The 21314-nt window shown below is 68.8% G+C and carries 19 protein-coding genes; 10 read left to right on the forward strand and 9 right to left on the reverse strand.

Features of this window, described 5'->3' with window-relative positions:
• The 3 genes from BM287_RS15040 to BM287_RS15050 form a co-directional block, all read right to left on the reverse strand.
• Window positions 1-1269: an ATP-binding protein gene (locus BM287_RS15040; RefSeq protein ID WP_090041025.1), complete on the reverse strand. Its 1269-nt coding sequence runs from the start codon at window positions 1267-1269 to the stop codon at window positions 1-3.
• A 160-nt stretch (window positions 1270-1429) separates the two neighbouring features.
• Entirely contained in the window at window positions 1430-2263 is an 834-nt protein-coding gene (locus BM287_RS15045) for a M15 family metallopeptidase (protein ID WP_244528350.1), read from the reverse strand.
• Window positions 2264-2311: 48 nt separating this feature from the next.
• The gene (locus tag BM287_RS15050) at window positions 2312-3205 is read right to left on the reverse strand and encodes an amidase domain-containing protein (protein ID WP_090041027.1); all 894 of its coding nucleotides are present in this window, start codon (window positions 3203-3205) and stop codon (window positions 2312-2314) included.
• A 267-nt stretch (window positions 3206-3472) separates the two neighbouring features.
• Between BM287_RS15050 and BM287_RS15055 the strand changes: the two genes are divergently transcribed.
• The 6 genes from BM287_RS15055 (at window position 3473) to BM287_RS15080 (ending at window position 11782) form a co-directional block, all read left to right on the forward strand.
• Window positions 3473-5536, forward strand: a complete 2064-nt coding sequence (locus BM287_RS15055) for an MDR family MFS transporter (protein ID WP_090041029.1) — start codon at window positions 3473-3475, stop codon at window positions 5534-5536.
• 379 nt (window positions 5537-5915) lie between these two features.
• Window positions 5916-7238, forward strand: a complete 1323-nt coding sequence (locus BM287_RS15060) for an ABC transporter substrate-binding protein (protein WP_090041032.1) — start codon at window positions 5916-5918, stop codon at window positions 7236-7238.
• 67 nt (window positions 7239-7305) lie between these two features.
• A complete protein-coding gene (locus BM287_RS15065; RefSeq protein ID WP_090041034.1) occupies window positions 7306-8388 on the forward strand; it encodes a carbohydrate ABC transporter permease in 1083 nt (360 codons plus the stop codon).
• Window positions 8385-9278 carry a carbohydrate ABC transporter permease gene (locus tag BM287_RS15070; RefSeq protein ID WP_090041038.1) on the forward strand — a complete coding sequence of 298 codons (894 nt, stop codon included), beginning with the start codon at window positions 8385-8387 and terminating at the stop codon, window positions 9276-9278. Before BM287_RS15065 ends, BM287_RS15070 begins: the two co-directional genes overlap by 4 nt.
• A 2-nt stretch (window positions 9279-9280) precedes the next feature.
• Window positions 9281-10732, forward strand: coding sequence for a GH1 family beta-glucosidase (locus tag BM287_RS15075; protein ID WP_090041040.1), 1452 nt, complete (start codon window positions 9281-9283; stop codon window positions 10730-10732).
• A 27-nt stretch (window positions 10733-10759) separates the two neighbouring features.
• Complete coding sequence (locus BM287_RS15080) at window positions 10760-11782, forward strand: LacI family DNA-binding transcriptional regulator (protein WP_090041043.1); 1023 nt, start codon at window positions 10760-10762, stop codon at window positions 11780-11782.
• A 301-nt stretch (window positions 11783-12083) separates the two neighbouring features.
• On the opposite strand, the gene BM287_RS15085 is transcribed toward BM287_RS15080, so the two are convergent.
• Window positions 12084-13214, reverse strand: a complete 1131-nt coding sequence (locus tag BM287_RS15085; RefSeq protein ID WP_090041045.1) for a sensor histidine kinase — start codon at window positions 13212-13214, stop codon at window positions 12084-12086.
• 13 nt (window positions 13215-13227) lie between these two features.
• Entirely contained in the window at window positions 13228-13932 is a 705-nt protein-coding gene (locus BM287_RS15090; RefSeq protein WP_244528352.1) for a response regulator transcription factor, read from the reverse strand.
• Window positions 13933-14075: 143 nt separating this feature from the next.
• Here BM287_RS15090 and BM287_RS15095 point away from each other — a divergent pair, with 143 nt between their 5' ends.
• Both BM287_RS15095 and BM287_RS15100 read left to right on the forward strand, forming a co-directional pair.
• The gene (locus BM287_RS15095; protein ID WP_090041048.1) at window positions 14076-14519 is read left to right on the forward strand and encodes a DM13 domain-containing protein; all 444 of its coding nucleotides are present in this window, start codon (window positions 14076-14078) and stop codon (window positions 14517-14519) included.
• The gene (locus BM287_RS15100; protein WP_090041050.1) at window positions 14516-15046 is read left to right on the forward strand and encodes a DoxX family membrane protein; all 531 of its coding nucleotides are present in this window, start codon (window positions 14516-14518) and stop codon (window positions 15044-15046) included. Before BM287_RS15095 ends, BM287_RS15100 begins: the two co-directional genes overlap by 4 nt.
• A gap of 119 nt (window positions 15047-15165) precedes the next feature.
• Here the strand turns inward: BM287_RS15100 and BM287_RS15105 are convergent, their stop codons facing one another.
• Together BM287_RS15105 and BM287_RS15110 are read right to left on the reverse strand one after the other, a co-directional pair.
• Window positions 15166-15990 carry a phosphatase PAP2 family protein gene (locus tag BM287_RS15105; protein ID WP_090041052.1) on the reverse strand — a complete coding sequence of 275 codons (825 nt, stop codon included), beginning with the start codon at window positions 15988-15990 and terminating at the stop codon, window positions 15166-15168.
• Between the two features lie 97 nt (window positions 15991-16087).
• Window positions 16088-16975, reverse strand: a complete 888-nt coding sequence (locus BM287_RS15110; protein ID WP_090041053.1) for a DNA-methyltransferase — start codon at window positions 16973-16975, stop codon at window positions 16088-16090.
• Between the two features lie 86 nt (window positions 16976-17061).
• On the opposite strand from BM287_RS15110, the gene BM287_RS15115 reads away from it, so the two are divergent.
• Window positions 17062-17940: a hypothetical protein gene (locus BM287_RS15115; protein ID WP_090041055.1), complete on the forward strand. Its 879-nt coding sequence runs from the start codon at window positions 17062-17064 to the stop codon at window positions 17938-17940.
• Window positions 17941-18324: 384 nt separating this feature from the next.
• On the opposite strand, the gene BM287_RS15120 is transcribed toward BM287_RS15115, so the two are convergent.
• The gene (locus BM287_RS15120) at window positions 18325-18846 is read right to left on the reverse strand and encodes an ATP-dependent zinc protease family protein (RefSeq protein WP_280140960.1); all 522 of its coding nucleotides are present in this window, start codon (window positions 18844-18846) and stop codon (window positions 18325-18327) included.
• Between the two features lie 26 nt (window positions 18847-18872).
• Between BM287_RS15120 and rimK the strand changes: the two genes are divergently transcribed.
• The gene (rimK, locus tag BM287_RS15125; RefSeq protein ID WP_090041056.1) at window positions 18873-20072 is read left to right on the forward strand and encodes a 30S ribosomal protein S6--L-glutamate ligase; all 1200 of its coding nucleotides are present in this window, start codon (window positions 18873-18875) and stop codon (window positions 20070-20072) included.
• A 128-nt stretch (window positions 20073-20200) separates the two neighbouring features.
• Here rimK and tal read toward each other — a convergent pair whose 3' ends face one another.
• The gene (gene tal, locus BM287_RS15130; RefSeq protein ID WP_090041058.1) at window positions 20201-21304 is read right to left on the reverse strand and encodes a transaldolase; all 1104 of its coding nucleotides are present in this window, start codon (window positions 21302-21304) and stop codon (window positions 20201-20203) included.
• Window positions 21305-21314 lie beyond the last annotated feature (10 nt).

Genomic DNA, 21314 nt, shown 5'->3' on the forward strand with positions numbered 1-21314 from the left:
TCACGGGCCCAGCAGAGCCAGCGGAACGACGGCGACGCCGTCAGTCCGACGGTAGGCGTACGGCCCGGTATGGATGAGGACCATCTCGGTCAGCTCCGCGCCGAGTTGCGCTTTCAGCCAATGAAGGTGGCGCACGTCCCGATCATCCGGCGCAGCCGTCAGCTTCACTTCTACGGCGATGTTGGTGCCGTCATTGCGATGCACGAGCAGGTCCACTTCGTGGTCCCCGTTCTTCGTCCGCACATGATGCACAGTTGCCTCTGCCGCCTGAGCGTAGGTCTGGACGCTGAGCACGACGAGCGCCTCGAAGAGGGCGCCGAGGGCCGTCCGATCTTGAGGTCCCAGCATTCCGGTGCCTGCCCCGGCGAGGAGACGCGGCTCGTCCAGTTCAAGGAGGCGTGCAGCGAGCGCGGGGTCCGCCAGAAAGTGCTTCGGTGTGCTGGCAAGACGAGCGAAGGAATTCTTCGGCATCCACGCCGGCACAGGGTCCAGCAGCCAGAGTTGCGCCAATGCATCCCGATAGCGCTCGACTGTCGTCCGGGCCGGTCCGTCGCCGGCTCCTGGAGATGCGGCGCGGCCGATCGTCGCGGTCGAAGCCGTGGAGGCGGTGGCCGCAGCGTAAGCGGACATCCACGAGCGCAGCGCAGCGGGCTGGCGCCCCAGGATCCCTTGCTCGAGTACCTCGTGCTCTACCACTCGCTGGAGATAGCCGTCGAGGGCGAGGCGACGCGCTCGCCCCGAAAGTCCGCGAATGGCTGGAAAACCTGAACCGACGATCTCCTCGACGTACGCTCCCAGATCCGTTGAGGTCTCTCCTTCGATGGAAGCGCCGGCCTGGAACAGGGCAGAGATGCTGACGGTCGGAATCTCTATGTCGCGCTCACTGAAAGACAGAGGTCGCATGCGCAGCGTATGGATGCGCCCGGCCCCGGAATGCACAGGGGCGCCCCCGGGCGTCGCACTCCCCGTCAGCAGAAACCTGCCGCCGCCTTCCCCATCGTCGACCGCTCGGCGGACCAGATCCCAGACGGGTGGATAGCGTTGCCATTCGTCGATGAGCAGCGGGTGCTCGCTCGAAGCCGTCTCGACCACTCCCGGGTCGGCCGCGACGAGTTGCCTGTCGGCGGCGTCGTCGAGTCGCACCCGACGGGCGACGCGACGAGCAGCGGTCGCCGTCTTGCCGATCGCTTTCGGCCCTTCGATCGCCATCGCTGGAAGCAGGGGAAACAACTCGTCGAGTTCACTGTCGATGACGCGCGTCCGGTACATTCGCCCTCCGCGTTCAGAATACAAGGGCTGCGTCGGTTGGCGCTACATTTAGCAGGACTTTCGCGCTACATTTAGCAGGACTTTCGCGCTACATTTAGCAGCACTTTCGCGCTACATTCAGCAGCACTTTCGCGCTACATTCAGCAGCACCCGCGATCCCTCAACCGGGGTAGGCGGTGCCGCCCGGAACGCCGAAGAACTCCTCGAGGGTGGTGACACCGGTGGTGTGCAGCTGGGTCGAGAGGGGGACGCCGACGTAGCGGAAGTGCCACGGCTCATACGTGAAGCCCGTGACGGGGACTTTGTCGGCCGGGTAGCGCAGGAGGAAGCCGAACCGCCACGCGTTCGCAGCCAGCCATCGGCCGTGCGGGGTGTCGCCGAAGCATGCGTCGAGGGAGCAGGAGGCCGGCACGGCGCTGATGTCCACCGCGAAGCCGGTCTGATGCTCGCTGTGACCCGGGCGCGCGGTGTCCGTGTCGGCGAAAGCCTGGCCGTGCTGCGCCTTGTCGTCGTCGTAGACCCCCGTCTGCGACTCGAACGAGCGGTAGGCGCTCTGCACAGAGAAGCTCAGGCCCGCCTCCGACCTCCCCGCCTGGAACATCGCGACGAGAGCCGCCGCCGTCTCCTGCCGCATGGGCTGGTGGTTGACGTTGGGGACGTCCGGATAGGTCAGGTCCGCAGGCGCATAGTCGATCGGGGTGAGCGGGCGGGCCTTGTTGACGACGACCCACGGACTCGCGGGGTCGGTCGTCGAGTGCGCGGACTTGTCGAATCCGACGATCGTCGGCGTCGGCGGGGCCGAGAGGGTCGGCGTCGGCCGCGGCGGGCGCGGGCTCGACGAAGAACGGTGCAGTGTCGGACGATGCGTGCCGCCCGACGCCGAGATCGAGCCGGTGGCGCATCCCGTCAGCACAAGGAGCGCCACGAGGACGCCGCCGAGCAGCGCCCCCCGGGTCGCAGCGGCCCGACGCGGTCGGTCATCCCCCAGAGTCACGGGCCGAGCATAGCCCAGGAAGGTGATGCCCTCCCGCCGGATACGGAGCTACTTCGACAGGCTCCAGAAGTGACCGACAGCGCCGGGGTGGTCGACGGTGATGGCCTGGTCGAGGTCGCGATAGTCGCTGTCCTCGTTGTGGCCCACCATCTTGATCTTGATCTGGCCGTTCACGTTCTGCACGGCGGAAACGATCTGCACGTGGTCGAGGGAATCGTTGTCGTTCCAGTCGAACATCACGATGTCGCCGACCTTGATCTTGTCGCGCTGGTCGAAGGAGTACTCGGTCAGACCGAGTTGCGCCGCGTTCTCGCGGAAGTACTGGTCCATGGACGGCACGTACCCCCAGGCGGGACTCCAGTCTGCCGCGGCGTCGTGGTTGTACCAGTCGGCGTTCATCTGCCAGCCGCGGGCGATCAGCGTCTGGCTGACGAAGTTGGCGCAGTCTCCCCCGACCGGGTTGAGATCGCCGTACTGGGCGGTGTTGTAGTTCTTCCAGTACGTCAGCGCGTAGGCGAGCTGCTTGTCGACCGGGGTCTGCACCTGGTAGTCGTACGTCTTGCCCGTGGTGCTCACGGGCTTGCCGTTCTTGTCGGTGACGGTGATGGGAACGCTGCCGGCCTGGAAGTCCGCGGCTGCTGGCACGCTGACCACCACCTTGTCGTCCGTCGCCTTCGTCACGGTCGCGGGCTGCCCACCGATCTGCACCGCGCCGACCTTCTCGAGGTTGGCGCCCGTGAGGGTGACGGTACCCCCGGAGACGCTGCCCGCCGCGGGCTGGATGGAGGACACGACCGATGCGGCGGGTGACGGAGCGGCCGCCTGCGCGACGGCCTTCGTGATGGGCGACGGCTCACCGGCGCACGCGGTGAACGCGAGAGTCGCCGACGCGGCCACCGCTGTGACGGCGAGGATGCGGCGAGTGCGACTGAATGGGCTCATACGACTTTCGAAGCAGGTTCGGAGAGGGACCGGTCGGCCGCATCCCACGCTACGCCAGGAACTTATGCGTGACCTGGATGGGGGTCACCGCGTCCGCAATGTCGTTCGCCGCTGGCGAACCGCGCGGCAGAAGCGGCCATGGGCGCGTTGTCAGAAACCCGGCAGAGGGTGTAACTTTGCAGTCTCCGCAAAATTATTTTGCCCCACACCGGTGTGACGATCCGCGTGCCGGGCGTCCTCCACCCGACTCTCGACCTCCGGAGACAAATGTCTACACAGACCAGCGCACCGCCCGCCGGCCCACAACCGATCATGTCGCATCGGCAGATCCTGTTCGTGATCTTCGGCCTCATGGCCGGCATGTTCCTGTCCGCACTCGACCAGACCGTCGTCGGAACGGCCATCCGGACGATCGGCGACGATCTCCACGGCCTCAGCGAGCAGGCCTGGGTCACCACGGGCTATCTGATCGTCTCGACCATCGCGACGCCGATCTACGGCAAGCTCTCCGACATCTTCGGGCGTCGTCCGCTGTTCGTGATCGCGATCATCATCTTCATCGCCGGATCGATCCTCGCTTCGTTCTCGACCTCGATGATCGAGCTGGCCGCGTTCCGCGCGATCCAGGGCCTCGGCGCCGGTGGCCTCATGTCCATGCCGCTGGCGATCATGGGCGACATGCTCGCCCCGCGCGAGCGAGCGAAGTACCAGGGGTACTTCCTCGCCGTGTTCGGCATCTCCAGCCTGATCGGGCCCCTGATCGGCGGCCTCTTCGCCGGCGCGAGCGAGATCCTCTGGATCGCCGGCTGGCGCTGGGTGTTCCTGATCAACGTGCCGATCGGCCTCCTCGCCCTGGCGATGGTGCTTCGATTCCTGCACCTCCCGAAGCGCGAGCGCGGGTCCGCCCGCATCGACTGGTGGGGCGCCGCCGGCGTCATCGTGGCTCTCGTCCCGCTCCTCCTCGTGGCCGAGCAGGGCCGCGACTGGGGCTGGGGCAGCCCAGCGGCCCTCGCCTGCTACATCATCGGCGGCATCGGCATCGTCGCCTTCGTCATCATCGAGATCGCGATGAAGGACGACGCGCTGATCCCGATCAAGCTGTTCCGCTCGAGCACGTTCTCGATGGCGACCGTCATCGGCGTCTTCGTCGGCTTCGGGATGTTCGGCGCCATGCTGACCCTGCCGCTCTACCTGCAGCTCGTCCTCGGCTCGAGCCCGACCGTGTCGGGCCTGCAGCTGCTGCCGATGATCCTCGGTCTCATGGTGTCGTCGATCGCCTCCGGCCAGATCATCGCGCGGACCGGCCGCTACCGGCAGTTCCCGATCATCGGTACGGCGATGCTCGCCGGCGGATTCCTGTACCTGACGTTCATCAAGGTGGGGGACTCGTACTGGTTCATCGCCGGCGCGATGCTGCTGATCGGCCTGGGCCTCGGCCAGCTGATGCAGACGCTGACGATCGCGAGCCAGAACTCCGTCGGGCTGCGCGACATGGGTGTGGCGACCAGCGCATCCACGTTCTTCCGCCAGATCGGTGGAACGCTCGGCACGGCTGTATTGATCTCCCTGCTGTTCACGGTCTTCCCGACGAACATCAAAACCCAGCTGACGGACACCCCGACGCTGACCAGCGCCCTGGATGCGGCCCTCACGCCGTCCGTCGCCAGCGCTCCCGGCAACAAGCAGATCATGGAGCAGGTCTACGACCCCATCGTCGACCCGATCGCGAAGGGCGCCCAGGCGGCGGCGCACGAGCAGGGCGTTCAGGCGCTGGTTGCGAAGGGCATCCCGCAGGATGTCGCGGAGCAGCAGGTTCCCGCCGCGCCGATCGATTTCTCGAATGCGGACCAGCGCAAGCGGGTCGTCGACCAGGCCGTGCCGACGGTCCAGGCGAAGCTCACGACCTCCGCCGGCGGGTCGAACAGCTCCGCGGTCAACGACACGTCGTTCCTGAACAATGCGGACCCCCGCCTGTCGAAGCCATTCCTGGTGGCGTTCAACGACTCCTCGGTGCTGGTGTACTGGGTCGCCATGTTCGTGGTGCTGCTCGCCTTCGTCCTGACGCTGTTCTTCAAGGCGCCGCCGCTGCGCGCCAAGTCGGCTCTGCAGGAGGCGGCGGACAACGCAGCCGACGCGGCCGCCGCTGTGAAGGCCGAGGAGGAGGCCCGGGAGCCGGTCGGCGTCCACGCCTCCGTCTCGGACGACGGCGACGAGGAGTACGACACGGGCGTCCTGGCCAACCGGGCGGCCTCGGAGTTCGGAGCGCTCATCGAGCCGGGTGCGGACACCGCATCCACTCGGGCGCAGCGTCCCCGGCCCGCGACCGAGTAGCGCTCCGCGCACCAGGTGCTTCGCACCTCCACGGACGGCCGTCGCCCTTTCGGGCGGCGGCCGTTTCGCGTGTACGGCAACGACTGGTCCCGACACGCCGTTATGCCCCGCGCCATTACGGCATGTCGGGACCAGTCGTTGGGATGCGACGGGAGCGCGGACGCGAGACAGGGGATGCGCGCGAACGCGAGACGGGAGGACGACGCGGCGGAAAGACGCGGATGAGAGCGCGATCACAAAAGTCTTGACAGGGGCGGGTGGTGCGGCTTAGATTCTGTTCCAACGCGTGAGAGCGCTCTCACCGTTTCACGTGAGAGCGCTCTCACGCAGCAGACGCACAGACACGCGCACACAACAGACACGCACAAAGGAGTGACCCGTGAAGCTCTCACGACGCACCAGGATCGCCGCGGCCGTCGCCGGCGCAGCATCCTTCGCCCTCATCGCAGCCGGATGCTCATCCAGCGGTGGCGGCGGATCCACCTCCGGACCCGTCACGCTGACCGTCACCACGTTCGGCACGATGGGCTTCGACAAGCTCTACGCGCAGTACGAGAAGGAGCACCCCGGCATCACGATCAAGGCCACCAACATCGACACCGGTGACAACGCGCTCACCGACTGGCAGACGAAGGAGGCCGCCGGCAGCGGCCTCCCCGACGTCCAGGCCGTCGAGGAAGGCTGGCTCAGCAAGGTCATGCAGGTCTCGGACCAGTTCAACGACCTGAAGGACTACGGCGCCGACGACATCAAGAGCCGCTGGGTCGACTGGAAGCTGAAGCAGGCCACCGACAAGAACGGCCGCATCATCGGCTACGGCACCGACATCGGCCCGGAGGGCCTCTGCTACAACGGCAAGCTCTTCGCCGCGGCGGGTCTCCCCAGCGACCGAGAGTCGGTCGCGAAGCTGTTCGGCGGCGACAACGCCACCTGGGACGACTTCTTCAAGGTCGGCGAGCAGTACCACAAGGCCACCGGCAAGGCCTGGTACGACCAGTCCGGCTTCATCTGGAACGCCATGGTGAACCAGCAGAAGGAGGGCTACTACACCACGGACGGCAAGCTCAACATCGAGAACAACAGCGACCTCAAGACGCTGTGGTCGAAGCTCGCCGGTGGCGCAGCGGCCGGTCTCTCGTCCAACCAGACCCAGTGGGACTGGGGCAAGGGCAAGGCGTTCACGGACGGCTCTTTCGCCACGTTCGTCTGCCCGGGCTGGATGCTCGGTGTCGTGCAGGGACAGGTCAAGGCAGGCGGCGGCGACGCCACCACCGGCTGGGACTTCGCCAACGTGTTCCCGGGCGGTTCAGCCAACTGGGGTGGATCGTTCCTGACGGTCCCGAAGCAGTCCAAGCACCCGAAGGAGGCCGCTGCCCTCGCCGCCTGGCTGACCACCGCCAAGTCGCAGGTCCAGACCTTCCAGGCCGCCGGCACGTTCCCGTCGGTCACGGCCGCGCAGAGCGACCCCGGGGTCACCGGCTCGAGCGACCTGACGAAGTTCTTCAACAACGCTCCGATCGGTCAGATCCTCAGCGAGCGCGCGAAGGGCGTCGTCGCCCAGTACAAGGGACCGGATGACTCCGTGATCCAGTCGCAGGTGTTCGGACCGTCGGTGCAGCAGCTCGACTCCGGCAAGGCGAACGGCGACCAGGCGTGGAGCAACGCCATGAAGCTGCTCGACCAGCTGGTCGTCAACAAGTAACCCGAATCCGCACCCGGGCCCCCGCTGCAGCCGAAGCGGCGGGGGCCTGCTCCACGGGAGGACCGCCATGACCACCACCGCCACCACCCGGGAAGAGCCGCCGGCCGTCCCGGTCGCCCCCGCCTCCGCCTCCCGGCGCGGACGCGGCCCCCGCGCCGGCCTCACCTTCGCGCAGCGACTGAGCCGCTTCGACGTGAAAGCGTCGCCCTACTTCTACGTGGCCCCGTTCTTCGTCCTCTTCGGACTCGTCGGGCTGTTCCCGCTCGTCTACACGTTCGTCGTGTCGCTCAACAACTGGAACCTGCTGACCGGTCCCGGCGACTGGGTCGGCTTCAAGAACTACGCGTCCGAGCTGAGCGATCCGTTCTTCTGGAACTCGCTGTTCAACACGGTCAGCATCTTCCTGCTCTCCGCCATCCCGCAGCTGATCGCCGCCGTGTTCATCGCCGCGATCCTCGACCAGAACCTGCGCGCCAAGACCTTCTGGCGGATGAGCGTCCTGCTCCCCTACGTCGTCACGCCCGTGGCGGTCACGCTGATCTTCTCCAGCGCGTTCGACGAGAAGTACGGCCTCATCAACAACATGCTGCAGGCGGTCGGGCTCCACCCGGTGATGTGGAAGACCGAGACCTTCCCCTCGCACATCGCCATCGCATCCATGGTCAACTGGCGGTGGACGGGCTACAACGCGCTCATCCTCCTCGCGGCCATGCAGGCGGTGCCGCGCGACATCCACGAGTCGGCCGCGCTGGACGGCGCCGGGTCGTTCCGCCGCTTCTTCTCGATCACGCTGCCGAGCATCCGTCCCACCATGATCTTCGTCATCGTCACGGCGACGATCGGCGGACTGCAGATCTTCACCGAGCCCAAGCTGTTCAATCCCTCGAGCGCAGTGCCGGGCGGGCCGCAGCGGCAGTACCAGACGACCGTGCTCTACCTCTGGGACATGGCGTTCAACCGCCAGAACTTCGGCAAGGCGTCGGCGATCGCCTGGCTCCTGTTCCTGCTCATCGTCATCTTCGGCGTGCTCAACTTCCTGATCTCGCGCCGGATCGCCTCCACCGAGGCCCGGGTTCATCGACGGCGCACCGCGAGACGGCTTCAAGCCTCCCGCCTCCTGGCCGCTTCGAGCGAGGAGAAGAACGCATGACCGCCACGACCCGCGACCTCCGGCCGTCCCGCGATGTCCGGCCGTCCCGGTCTCCGAAGCGCAGGGCGCTCGGCATCGACCGGCGCCCCGGCTTCCTGACCTACGGCATCCTGCTCGCCATCTTCCTCGGCGGCGCCTACCCGCTGTGGTGGTCGTTCGTCGCAGGATCGAGCGACAGCACAGTGCTGACCTCCACGTGGCCGCCACTGCTGCCGGGAGGACAGTTCTGGACGAACGTCGGCCAGGTCCTCGACACGGTCCCGTTCTGGCTCGCACTCGGCAACTCGCTCATCGTCGCGACCGTGATCACGCTCTCGGTCGTCGCCTTCTCGACGCTCGCCGGCTACGCCTTCGCCAAGCTGCGGTTCCGCGGGCGGGAAGGGCTCATGGTGTTCGTCGTCGCGACGCTGGCCGTGCCGACGCAGCTCGGCATCATCCCGCTGTTCATGGTGATGAAGCAGTTCGGCTGGACCGGCACGCTGGGCGCGGTCATGGTGCCGACCCTGGTCACCGCGTTCGGCGTGTTCTTCATGCGCCAGTACCTGGTGGACGTGATCCCCGACGAGCTGATCGAAGCCGCGCGGGTGGACGGCGCGACCATGATCGGCACCTTCTGGCACGTCGGGGTCCCGGCCGCACGCCCGGCGATGGCGATCCTCGGCCTGTTCACCTTCATGACCGCGTGGACGGACTACCTCTGGCCGCTGCTCGTCGCGCCGCAGAACCCGACCCTGCAGGTCGCGCTCAGCCAGCTGCAGTCGGCGAAGTACGTCGACTATTCGATCGTGCTCGCCGGAGCCGTGCTCGCCACCATCCCCCTGTTGATCCTCTTCGTGCTCGCCGGCCGGCAGCTGGTCTCCGGCATCATGGCGGGCGCGGTGAAAGGTTGAGAATGAAACGCACCTGGCCCGATGGCTTCCTCTGGGGGTCGGCCACCGCGGCCGCGCAGATCGAAGGCGCCGCCCACGAAGACGGAAAGGAAGACTCGATCTGGGATGCGTTCGCACGCGTCCCCGGCGCGATCGCCGGCGGCGACACTCCGGAAGCGGCGGTCGACCATTACCACCGGATGCCGGCGGACGTCGCGCTGATGGCCTCGCTCGGGCTGCAGTCGTACCGCTTCTCGACATCGTGGGCGCGGGTGAAGCCGGGCGACCGGTCCGTGAATCCGGCCGGGCTGGCGTTCTACGACCGGCTGGTCGACGAGCTGCTCGAGGCCGGCATCCTGCCCTGGCTGACGCTCTATCACTGGGACCTGCCGCAGGCCCTCGAAGACAGGGGTGGATGGGCGTCGCGCGACACGGCGTACCGGTTCCGCGACTACGCGACCGCCGTGTACGACGCTCTCGGCGACCGGGTCGACCACTGGACGACCTTCAACGAGCCGCTGTGCTCCTCCCTCATCGGGTACGCCGGGGGCGAGCACGCGCCGGGCCGCCAGGAGCCGCGCGCCGGGCTCGCCGCCCTCCACCACCAGCATCTCGCGCACGGTCTCGCTGTCGAGGTGATCCGCGAGCGGGCTGCGGCGGAGGGGCGGGAGGCGACCCTGCGTCTCGGCATCACGCTCAACCTGACGACCGCCGTGCCGAACGACCCGGGCGACCCCGCGGATGTGGAAGCGGCGCGACGCATCGACGGGCTGTGGAACCGGATGTACCTGGAGCCGCTGCTGCTCGGCGCCTACCCCGCCGACGTGCTGGAGGATGTGCGCGAGCACCGCTTCGAGGAGCTCGTCCACGACGGGGACCTGACCGCCATCGCCCAGCCCATCGACTTCCTCGGCGTGAACTACTACCACGACGACAACGTCAGCGGGCATCCCCTCCCCGCGGATGCTCCTGCGGGCGTGACGCCGACCGATCGTCCGACGTCGTCCCCGTTCGTGGGCAGCGAGTATGTGACCTTCCCATCTCGGCACCTGCCCACGACGGCGATGGGATGGGAGGTCAACGCGGAGGGGCTGCGCGACCTGCTGGTGCGTCTCGACAGGGACTACCCGACCCTCCCGCCGCTGTACATCACGGAGAACGGCGCCTCCTACGACGATGTCGTGGCGGAGGACGGGAGCGTGCACGACAGCGAGCGCGAGCACTACATCATCGCGCACATCGACGCCGTCGGCCGGGCGATCGACGCTGGGGTGGACGTGCGCGGCTACTTCGTCTGGTCACTGCTCGACAACTTCGAGTGGGCGTGGGGGTACGCGAAGCGGTTCGGCATCGTGCGGGTCGACTACGACACGCAGGTCCGCACGGTGAAGGACTCGGCCCGCGCGTTCGCTCGGGTGATCGCGGACGCACGAGCCGGGGAGGCGCTGGAAGAGACCGCCGCGTCCCGCGTCTAGCATGGACGCAGGCGAGGAGGAGGCCCGATGACGACGGAGCAGGTGGCCGGCCGCACGGTGCCCACCCTGGAGGCGGTGGCTGCGCGCGCCGGAGTCTCCCGGGCGACCGTCTCCCGCGTCGTCAACGGCTCGCCGAAGGTCACCGCCGAAGTGGTGGCCGTCGTCGAGAGGGCCATCGCCGACCTCAACTACGTGCCCAATCGCGCCGCCCGCTCGCTGGCGTCGCGCCGGACGCAGGTGGTCGCGCTGGTGGTGCCGGAGTCGACGGCGAAGGTGTTCGCCGACCCGTTCTTCGCCTCCATCGTGCAGGGGGTCGCGCTCAGCCTGGCCGACACCGAGTACACGCTGAACATGGTCATCTCGTCGGAGACCACGCCCGACAAGACCCGGCGCTACCTGATGGGCGGCAACGTGGACGGCGCGCTGGTCGTCTCGCACCACTCGGGCGACCACTCCTACGCGCAGCTCGGCGCCTCCCTCCCGCTGGTGTTCGGCGGACGTCCCGTGAGCGTGAGCGAGCATGAGTCGTACTACGTGGATGTGGACAATGTCGCAGGCGCGCGGGTCGCCGCCCAGCACCTCATCGACCGCGGCCGGCGGAACATCGCGCTCATCACCGGTCCCCAGGACATGCCCGCCGGCCTCGACCGCCTCACCGGCTGGGCGCAGGCGCTGGAGGCGGCCGGGCTGGACACCTCACTGGTCGCCTTCGGCGACTTCTCGCCGGCCTCCGGGATGGAGGCGATGCGCCGGCTGCTCGCCGACGGACGTCCGATCGACGGGCTCTTCGCCGCGAACGACCAGATGGCGGCCGGAGCCTATTCGGCGATCCACGAGGCCGGCCTGAGCATCCCCGGTGACATCGCGGTGGTCGGCTACGACGACGACAACTTCGGCCTGATGTCGACGCCGCCCCTGACGACGGTGCACCAGCCGTCGATCCGGCTCGGCGAGACCATGGCGCGGGTGCTGGTGCGCCGGATGGCCGGCGAGTCCGTCGAGCGCGTGACGCTGCTGCCCACCGAACTCGTGGTCCGCCAGAGCACCTGACCCCCCGTCGCGCTCGCCCGCGCCGCCCTCTCCGTCGCCCCCCGTCGAGCCCCACCGTCGAGTCCGCAGAGATTGCACGGTTGCACGGCGTGTTGCGTGAAATCTTCGTGTACTCGACGGTGGGGGGCGGGGCGCGGGGGGCGCGGGGGGCGTATGGTCGCGGCATGTTTGCACTGCGCGAGAAGCCCTGACCCGGGGGACCGCATGTTCGCTAGCCGCCGGGCGCCGAGGTGCTCGTTGTTGCAGTCGACACGCCGGACGGCCGTGCAACAACGAGCACTTCGGCAGAGGGAGCGCCGGGCTACGCGGGAGAGTTGGGCAGCTCGACCGCGAGCTGGAAGCCCTCGGGCCGGTGCTCTGCGCGGACCGTTCCCTCGTGGGCTTCCACGATGGCGCGGACGATCGCGAGGCCCAGCCCCGCCCCCGACGCGCCCGGGATCCGCTCCGGCGTCCGCGCGGAGTCCGCCAGCCAGCCGACCTCGAACATCCGGTCGAGGTCGGCCTCCGGCACGCCTGCACCCCGGTCGAGCACGCCGATCACGGTCGCCGTCGGTGTGCGCAAGGCGGAGACCACGATGGTGCTGCCGACGGGAGCGTGCCGCACAGCGTTCCCGACCAGGTTCACGAGGACGCGGCCGAGAAGGTACGGGTCGGCCCAGACCGTGTCCGGACCCACCGCGCCGTGCGCGATCGAGATGTCGCGTGCCTCCGCCAGGGTGCGTACGTCCGAGACCGCGTCCGACACGAGGTCCAGAAGCCCCACATGCTCGCAGCGCGGACGCAGCGTGCCGCTCTGCAGGCGCGACAGCTCGAAGAGGTCGTCCACCATGCGGCTCATGGTGTCGGCCTGCTGCCGGATGCGGCTCACGTAGTCGGCGGGATCGGCGGCCACGCCGTCCTCGAGAGCTTCCGCCAGCGCCCGCACACCGGTCAGCGGGGTACGCAGGTCGTGGGAGATCCAGGAGAAGAAGGTGCGGCGGGCAGCATCCAATCGCTCCAGCTCCGCCCGGGCCGCCGCCAAGCGCTCGGAGGTCTCGGCGAGCTGTGCCGACATCCCGGCGAGCTCCTTGGCCTCGCCCGAGCGCCGGAGGACGACCTCCCCGTCGGCGATGCGCCTCGCGGACTCGGTCAGGCCCGCGATCGACCGCCGCACGCCGCGGGCCACCAGCCAGGCGCCGACGAGACTGAAGACGCTGGAGACGGACACGATCCAGAACAGGGCCTCGACATCGTGCGCGGAGATGTACATCCCGGCCGAAATCGCGACCGTCGATCCGGCGATGGATGCGATGGCAGCGGCCACGATGACGGCGATCCGCCAGCCGATGGATGCGCGGCGAGCGGTGCGCAGCACCACGGCGGCCACCAGGAACACGACCGAGGTGCAGCCGAGGGTGGTGAGGAGGATGATCCAGAGGTCCGAGTCCTTCACCTCGACGCTCCGTTCATGCCGGATCGCCGTTCACCGCGAACCGGTAGCCCTGGCCCCAGACCGTGAGCAGGGTGCGCGGGTCGTGGGGTTCCGGCTCGATCTTCTCGCGGAGACGGCGGATGTGCACGGTGACGGTCGACGGGTCGCCCCGGTTCCAGCCCCAGACCTCCCGCAGCACCTCGTCGCGGGTGACGACCCGGTCCGCGTTCTCGAGGAAGAACACGAGGAGCTCGTACTCACGGCCCGTGAGCAGGACCGGACTGCCCGACGCCCACACCAGTCGGCGAACCGGATCCACACGGAACGGCCCGGCCGAGAACGCTTCCGGCGGTCCCGCAGCAGCGGTGCGCCGCACCATACCGTTCACACGGAGCACGAGCTCGCGCAGCGCGAAGGGCTTGGGGAGGTAGTCGTCGGCGCCGTGCTCCAACCCCTCGATCCGGTCGTCGACCTGATCGAGAGCGGTCAGCATGATGATCGGCAGCTGGGCGGCCAGCTCGCGGGCCTCCCGGCAGAGCTCGTCGCCACTGATCCCGGGCAGCATCCGGTCGAGGATGAGGACGTCCGGGAGCCGCTCGCGCAGGGCCCTGAGGCCGCTCACTCCGTCGGTGTAGCCGGACACGACGTAGCCGGCTGTGCGGAGGTAGTCGCGCACCACGGTCAGGACCGTGCGGTCGTCTTCGACGACCATCACGTGCGACGGCTGGGCGGGGGTCATGGTCCGAGTCTTCTCCACAGCCTGGGGACTGCGCAGCAATTCTTACAGATCTGAAATGACTGATCCCTGTGGCTCTCCTGGTTGTTACGTTCGTTCCGCTGCCGGCAGAACGCCCAGCGAAACGAATAAGGAGCACCCTCCCCATGCGCAAGAAGATCACCCTCGCAGCCGCCGCTCTGGCCCTCGCCGCCGGCCTCACCGCCTGCAGTGCGAGTGCAGATGCCGGCACGAGCGCCAGCCCCTCGTCCTCCGCGTCGTCGTCCGCGTCGTCGTCGTCCTCGTCGGACAGCCGCACGGGCACGTTCGCCGGGCTCAACGACAAGAAGGTGTCCGGCACGGTCTCCATCAGCGGCGGCACCCTCACCCTCTCGGGCTTCTCGTCGGACGAAGGCCCCGACCTGCACGTCTACCTGACCTCCGGAACCGACGAAGCTGCCGTCAGCGCGGGCAAGGAGATCAAGGCTGTCGCGTTCGACAAGACCGACCAGACCTTCTCGCTGAGCGGCATCGACTCGTCGTCCTACACGGACGTCGTCATCCACTGCGACAAGGCGAAGGCCGTCTTCGGAGCAGCGACCCTGTCATGACCGGGCAGCTCGCGCCGGCGCCCCGCGTCGCACCGCCGGTCGTGGCGCCGACCCTCGTCGCATCGGCCCTGGTCGGTGCGGCGAGGGTCGCCCTCGGCGCCATGTGGCTCTTCCTCGAGGGGCTGGTCAAGTACCAGGCGGGATTCGGCTCTGCGGACATCCTGCTCGTCGCCCATGCCGGAGACTCCAACTCGCGCGTCCCCGGCTACTTCACCGCGTTCGCCCATGCGACGCTCGAGCAGGCACCCTGGCTCTTCGGGATCGGGATCCCCCTGCTGGAGACCGGACTCGGCGTCGCCCTCATCCTGGGAGCCTTCACGCGTGCGGCCGCACTGGTCTCGGCCCTGACGCTGATGCTGTACTGGTCGGCGGATCAGCTGATCTGGGAGTACCCGCTGATGGCGCTCCTGACGGTGGTCGTCGTGGCCTGGCCTTCGGCGGCCCGGCGATTCTCGCTCACGACGATGGTGGAGAGGCTCAATCCGAGGTTCGGGAGGGTGCCGGGGGCATTGCGCGCCTGGCTGTGACGGTCGGCCGCGGCGGTCGGCGACGGCCGGCCGCGACGGTCGGCCGCGAGGGACCGCGGCGACGGCCGGCCGTGACGGTCGGCCGCGACGGATCGCGACGACCGGGATGTGGCGCCGCCTCAGGCGAGGCGGCGGTACAGCCGGTTACCGAGCGCGGCGAGCACGAAGCCGGTCGCCACGATCGCCGCGACACCGCCCGCGTAGGCGATGAAGAGGTGCTCGGTGCCGGACTGGGTCGAGAAGTACGTGACCAGCAGGGCGATGATGGAGCCCGCCGCGCACACGGCGCCGATCCACACCAGCGGCCACAGCGCGGTGCGCACCGGCGGTTCGGCACTCGGCAGCCGCAGCCCCGACAGCACCAGGCCCGCCAGGCACCCCCAGAAGGCGACGACCAGCATCCCGGCCACCACGTCGCTCGGACGGTGCCACTGCTCCACGAGGGTGGAGGCGCCGGCGGCGATCGCGAAGATCGACCCGATGACCGCGGCGAGCGGACGGAAACGCGGAGCGGCGAGCAGGAACACCACGAGGGCGGCGGAGGCGGCGACCGCCGTGTGCCCGGACGGGAGCGAGTTGGCGAGCCCCGCATCCACTCCCTTCTCCGGCCGGGAGAGGATGGTGTACTTCAGCACCTGCGTGCTCACGTTCGCGCCGATCGCAGCACCGACGGCGACCGCGAAGACCAGCCAGTTGCGCCGGACGAGTACGATCACCAGCGCGACGATCGCCCCGATGATGACGGACGCCACCGGCAGCGCGTTGAGGAAGGCGTGAGCGAACTCGATCACGCCGCCCTTCCAGGCGTCCGCGCCGGCGAAGGCTCGTTCGTCGATCACCTGGCCGATGTAGCTGCGCACGAAGACGAAGTAGACCACGACGAAAAGTGCGGCGCAGACGAGCGCACCCCAGAGGAAGGGGAGAGGGCGGAGGCTCGAACGCATGGTGCAACCACCCTTCCACACGCGACTCTGAGATTTCCCGACGAACGCCGAGCGAACCCGAAGAGCCTCAGAAGCGACCGCATCCGGCGTGGCGCGGTCAGCCGACGAAGCGCACCGCGGGCTCGCAGGTTGCCAGCCGCGCCCGCATCACGGTCACCGCCTCGGGGTTGCTGTCGACCAGCAGGAAGCGCCGGCCGAGGCCCGCTGCGACCGCTCCGGTCGTCCCGCTGCCTGCGAAGAAGTCGAGCACCCAGTCCCCCTCGCGGCTCGACGCCTGCACGATGCGGCGGAGCACGCCCTCCGGCTTCTGGGTGGGATAGCCGGTCTTCTCGCGTCCGGTGGGCGACACGATGGTGTGCCACCAGACGTCCGTCGGGAGCTTGCCCAACTGCGCCTTCTCGGGCGTGACGAGGCCCGGCGCCATGTAGGGCTCGCGTTCGACGGCGGCCGAGTCGAACAGGTACGCCGCGGGGTCCTTGACGTAGACGAGGATCGTGTCGTGCTTCGCCGGCCAGCGGTTCTTCGGCTTGGCCCCGTAGTCGTAGGCCCAGATGATCTCATTGAGGAATGATTCGCGGCCGAACAGCGCATCCAGCAGCACCTTGGCGTAGTGCGCTTCACGGTAGTCGAGATGGAGGTACAGCGTCCCGTCGGCGGCCAGCACGCGCCAGGCCTCGATGAGGCGTGGCTCGAGGAACCCCCAGTAGTCCTCGAAACGGTCGTCGTAGCTGAGCAGGTCGCCCTTGATGCGCTCGTAGCTGCGGCCCTTGAAGCCGATGACGCTGCCGGCACCGCCCGCGGAGCGAACCGAGGTCGACGTCTGCCGCGCCTGCGGCCTGCCGGTGTTGAACGGCGGGTCGAGATAGATCAGCCGGAACGACGCGTCCGGCAGCCCGGCGAGCACGTCGAGATTGTCCCCCAGCGCCACCGTGCTGGGCCCGTCCGGATCCCACAGCGGATCGACTGCGGGAACGGGCTGGGACATGGGTCCATTGTGGCGCAGTCGGAGCCGTGGCGCAGTCGGAGCCGCTGCGCAGTCGGAGCCGCTCGGCCGACCCGCCAGAATGGACTGTGCACAATCTCGGTCTCCTCTTCGATGTGGACGGACCCCTCGCGAGTCCCGTCACCCGGACCATCGCCATCCGCAGCATCGTCACGGACCTGGTCGCCATTGCGGCGGCGGGCGTCCCGATCGCGTTCATCACGGGACGTTCCGGCGACTTCATCCGCAACCAGGTGGTCGCTCCCCTTCGCGACGCCGGACTCGGTGACGCCCTCGACCAGCACGGCGCGCGCATGTTCGGCGTGTTCGAGAAGGGCGGGGCCTGGGCGCCCATCACGGGCGAGGGGATGGGCGAGGTGACGGTGGATGAGACGGTCGCCTTCACCCCGGAAGCCGTCGACGCCATCCGGCAGCTCGTCCGCGACCGCTTCGCCGACACGATGTTCTTCGACGAGACCAAGCGCGCGATGATCTCGGTCGAGCAGCGGACCGACGTGGATGCGGAGACCTATGCCGAGGCGCAGGCCCGGTTCCAGGAGGCGGCGTTCGACATCCTGACCGGCCTCGCCGTCGGTCTGCGCTACGGCGAGCGCACCATCCCCGACCGGGATGGACTGGTGCCGTACCGGATCGACCCGACGATCATCTCCACGGACATCGAGTCGGTGCTGCTCGACAAGGACCGCGGCGCGCAACGCGCCTTCGACTACTTCGCCGCCCGTGGTCTGCTCCCGCGCCGCTGGCGGTCGGTCGGCGACTCTCGCAGCGACTACAAGATGGCCGACTTCGTGCACGACGCCGGCTACGAGGTCGCCCACGTGGATGTGCGCCCCGCCGATGGCCTGCTCGATCGCCCCTACGAGGTGATCACGATCGGCGACGCCATCCACGACGACGCGGGCGCCGAGTTCCTGGCCCACTGGCGGCGGGAGCTGGGCCTCACCTGATCTCCCGCCCGCCTCCCGTCTCTCCCGTCTCTCCGGTCTCTCCCGTCTCTCCGGTCTCTCCGGTCTCTCCCGGCTACGTCCGGTCTCCCAATGTCGCAAACGGAGGAGGATCGGCGAATCAGGAGATGGAAGCACCTCCCTTTCGCGTCACAGCCGGCGAGTCGCCTGCCCTTCTCCTCCGTTTCCGACAGCCAGGTCGGCAGTGGGAAACGGAGGAGAAACCTGCGCGGGACGGGCCTGTCGACGGGAAAGGGAGGACTCGCGGAGCGGAATGACCCGGAAACACCTCCGTTCCCGTCTAACGGAAAGCGCCGGGAGAGGGGAGGGACGGGGTACGAGGGAGGGACGAGAACGGGACGGGACGGGGCAGGACGGAGGGGGGCCTCAGCCGAGCTCGCCGCCGCGGTTGCGGCGGCGGATCTCGCGCGGCGCGCGGCCCCCGAGGAAGGAGCGCGCCGGATCGACAAGGAACCCCTGGCGCAGCGCCTCCCGGCCGACGAGCATCCGGAACCCCATCTGATCCCGGTTCGTCAGGGTCGTCTCGGCGTGCACCGGCCGACCGCCCAGCACGAGGTCGAGCAGCACGACGACGCGCTCCTCCGCGTGGCCGGAGGAGCTCCGCACCACGCGGCGGTCGTGCACGTCGCACTCGGCGGTCACCGCATCCCGATCGGAGTCCTGCCACGGCTGCACCCGGAAACGCACGCGGTCGCCGGGAAGCTCCTCGATGTCGAAGGCGTGGAGGGAGGAGCTGCGGGCTCCGGTGTCCACCTTCACCTTGATCCACGGCACGCCGATGCCGGGAAGGCTCACCCACTCACGCCAGCCGACCGTGCGGGCGCCGAGCGGATCGACGCTTTCCGTGTCTGCGCCGGCCGTCCCGGTGGTTGGATGGAGGTCGGCCATTCCCCCATCTTCGCAGGAGCACCCCCGTGAAACTCGCCATCCTCTCGCGCGCCCCGCACGCGTACTCGACTCAGCGGCTGCGATCGGCTGCCGAGTCCCGCGGTCACACGGTCAAGGTGCTCAACACGCTGCGGTTCGCGATCGACCTCTCCGGCGACGAGCCGGACCTGCAGTACCGCGGGCGCCTGCTCTCCGATTACGACGCCATCCTGCCGCGCATCGGCAACTCCATCACCTACTACGGCACGGCCGTCGTGCGGCAGTTCGAGCAGATGGACGTCTACACGCCGAACACCGCGAACGGGATCACGAACTCGCGCGACAAGCTGCGGGCCACGCAGATCCTCTCCCGGCACAACATCGGGATGCCGCGCACGGCCTTCGTGAACAGCCGGGCCGACGTGCGCATGGCGATCGAGCGCGTCGGCGGCGCACCGGTCGTCATCAAGCTGCTGGAGGGGACGCAGGGGATCGGCGTGATCCTCGCACCGGAGGCCAAGATCGCCGAGTCCATCATCGAGACGTTGCACTCGACGAAGCAGAACGTCCTCATCCAGAGCTTCGTGGCGGAGAGCCGCGGCCGCGACATCCGCGCGCTCGTCGTGGGCGACCGCGTGGTGGCGGCGATGCGGCGGGTGGCGAGCGGGGACGAGTTCCGCTCGAACGTGCACCGCGGCGGGACGGTCGAGAAGGTGGAGCTGACTGCCGAGTTCGAGGAGGCAGCGGTCCGGTCGGCGCAGATCATGGGCCTGCGCGTGGCGGGCGTGGACATGCTCGAGGGCAAGGACGGTCCGCTGGTGATGGAGGTCAACTCCTCGCCGGGACTCGAAGGCATCGAGCGGGCGACCGGACTGGATGTGGCGGGCGCCATCATCGACTTCATCGACAACCAGGTCGGGTTCCCCGAGATCGACGTCCGGCAGCGGCTCAGCGTCTCCACCGGTTACGGGGTGGCGGAGCTCGTGGTGCACTCCAATGCGGATGTCGTCGGCAAGTCGCTGCGCGACTCGGGACTGTGGGAGCGCGACATCACGGTGCTCACGCTGCACCGCGGCGCGTCCGTCATCCCGAACCCGCGCAGCGGAGTCGTGCTGGAGTCGGGTGACCGCCTGCTCTGCTTCGGGCGGCTGGAGGAGATGCGGTCGATGATCCCCGACCGCCGCCGGCGCCGCGCGAAGGTGCGGAAGCTGCCGAAGGCCGCGAAGGAGGCGCTCACCGAGGACTGACCTCGGTCAGCGCCGCCAGGCCGGCGGGCGGGGCTCGCCGACGCTGCGAAGCGACGCTTCCCGGGCCGACGCTTCGCGGGCTCACCCGGGGCGACCGTTCCCGGGCTCACCGCGGCGGTTCCCCGGGCTCATCGGGGGCGGAGGGCGCCCTCCAGCTCGTCGGAGAGGGTGCTCCACGAGTCGGCGAACTTCGCGATCCCCTCGTCCTCGAGCACGGCCACCACGTCGTCGTAGTCGACGCCGACCGCGGCGAGATCGTCGAGAACGGCCCGGGCCTCCGTGTAGCCGTCGCGCACGGAATCCGCCGGGATGACGCCGTGGTCGGCCACCGCATCCAGAGTGGATTCGGTCATCGTGTTCACCACGCCGCGGGTGACGAGCTCGACGACGTAGCGGGTGTCCGGATAGTCGGGGTTCTTCGTCGACGTGGATGCCCACAGCGGCCGCTGCGGACGGACGCCGGCTGCCGAGAGCTCCCGCCAGGCGTCGCCGGCGAGCACCTCCTCGAACGCCTGGAACGCGAGCCGCGCGTTCGCGACGGCGGCCCGGCCGCGGAGGCGGTCGGCCTCCGGGGTGCCGACGGCGTCGAGGCGCTTGTCGACCTCGGTGTCCACGCGTGACACGAAGAACGAGGCGACCGACGCCATCCGCGACGGATCGTGGCCGTTGCGCACGGCCTGGCGCATGCCCTCGAGGAACGCCTCCATCACCTGGCCGTAGCGGGCCAGCGAGAAGATGAGCGTCACATTGATGCTGATTCCCTCGGCGAGGCAGGCGGTGATCGCCGGAAGGCCTTCGAGCGTCGCCGGGATCTTGATGAAGAGGTTCGGCCGGTCGACGCTCCACCAGAGCGAGCGCGCCTCGGCGATCATGCCGGCCGCGTCGTGGGCGAGCCGCGCATCCACCTCGATGGAGACGCGTCCGTCGACGCCGCCCGTCGCGTCATAGCAGGGACGGAGGACGTCGCACGCCTCCCGGACGTCATGGGTGGTCAGTTCGCGCAACGCCTCGCCGACCTCGGCGCCGCGGGCGGCGAGGTCCTGGAGCTGGGTCTCGTACGTCTCCCGCTTGCCGATGGCGGCGGCGAAGATCGTCGGATTGGTGGTGACCCCGGTGACGTAGCGATTCTCGACGAGGGAGGCGAGGCGGCCCGAGCGGAGCATCTCCCTGCTCAGGTCGTCGAGCCAGATCGAGACTCCGGCGTCGGCCAGTGCGGACAGCGGATCGGACATGATCGGTGCT

This window comes from Leifsonia sp. CL147 (assembly GCF_900114565.1).
Classification (GTDB): domain Bacteria; phylum Actinomycetota; class Actinomycetes; order Actinomycetales; family Microbacteriaceae; genus Leifsonia.

What these genes read in the sequence shown, in the direction of transcription:
- BM287_RS15110 (WP_090041053.1), bottom strand. Translation starts at nt 16,975, where the DNA reads ATGTCCCAGCCCGTTCCCGCAGTCGATCCGCTGTGGGATCCGGACGGG.
- BM287_RS15065 (WP_090041034.1), top strand. Translation starts at nt 7,306, where the DNA reads ATGACCACCACCGCCACCACCCGGGAAGAGCCGCCGGCCGTCCCGGTC.
- BM287_RS15090 (WP_244528352.1), bottom strand. Translation starts at nt 13,932, where the DNA reads ATGACCCCCGCCCAGCCGTCGCACGTGATGGTCGTCGAAGACGACCGC.
- tal (WP_090041058.1), bottom strand. Translation starts at nt 21,304, where the DNA reads ATGTCCGATCCGCTGTCCGCACTGGCCGACGCCGGAGTCTCGATCTGG.
- BM287_RS15040 (WP_090041025.1), bottom strand. Translation starts at nt 1,269, where the DNA reads ATGTACCGGACGCGCGTCATCGACAGTGAACTCGACGAGTTGTTTCCC.
- BM287_RS15120 (WP_280140960.1), bottom strand. Translation starts at nt 18,846, where the DNA reads ATGGCCGACCTCCATCCAACCACCGGGACGGCCGGCGCAGACACGGAA.
- BM287_RS15080 (WP_090041043.1), top strand. Translation starts at nt 10,760, where the DNA reads ATGACGACGGAGCAGGTGGCCGGCCGCACGGTGCCCACCCTGGAGGCG.
- BM287_RS15075 (WP_090041040.1), top strand. Translation starts at nt 9,281, where the DNA reads ATGAAACGCACCTGGCCCGATGGCTTCCTCTGGGGGTCGGCCACCGCG.
- BM287_RS15100 (WP_090041050.1), top strand. Translation starts at nt 14,516, where the DNA reads ATGACCGGGCAGCTCGCGCCGGCGCCCCGCGTCGCACCGCCGGTCGTG.
- BM287_RS15070 (WP_090041038.1), top strand. Translation starts at nt 8,385, where the DNA reads ATGACCGCCACGACCCGCGACCTCCGGCCGTCCCGCGATGTCCGGCCG.
- BM287_RS15095 (WP_090041048.1), top strand. Translation starts at nt 14,076, where the DNA reads ATGCGCAAGAAGATCACCCTCGCAGCCGCCGCTCTGGCCCTCGCCGCC.
- BM287_RS15050 (WP_090041027.1), bottom strand. Translation starts at nt 3,205, where the DNA reads ATGAGCCCATTCAGTCGCACTCGCCGCATCCTCGCCGTCACAGCGGTG.
- BM287_RS15055 (WP_090041029.1), top strand. Translation starts at nt 3,473, where the DNA reads ATGTCTACACAGACCAGCGCACCGCCCGCCGGCCCACAACCGATCATG.
- BM287_RS15105 (WP_090041052.1), bottom strand. Translation starts at nt 15,990, where the DNA reads ATGCGTTCGAGCCTCCGCCCTCTCCCCTTCCTCTGGGGTGCGCTCGTC.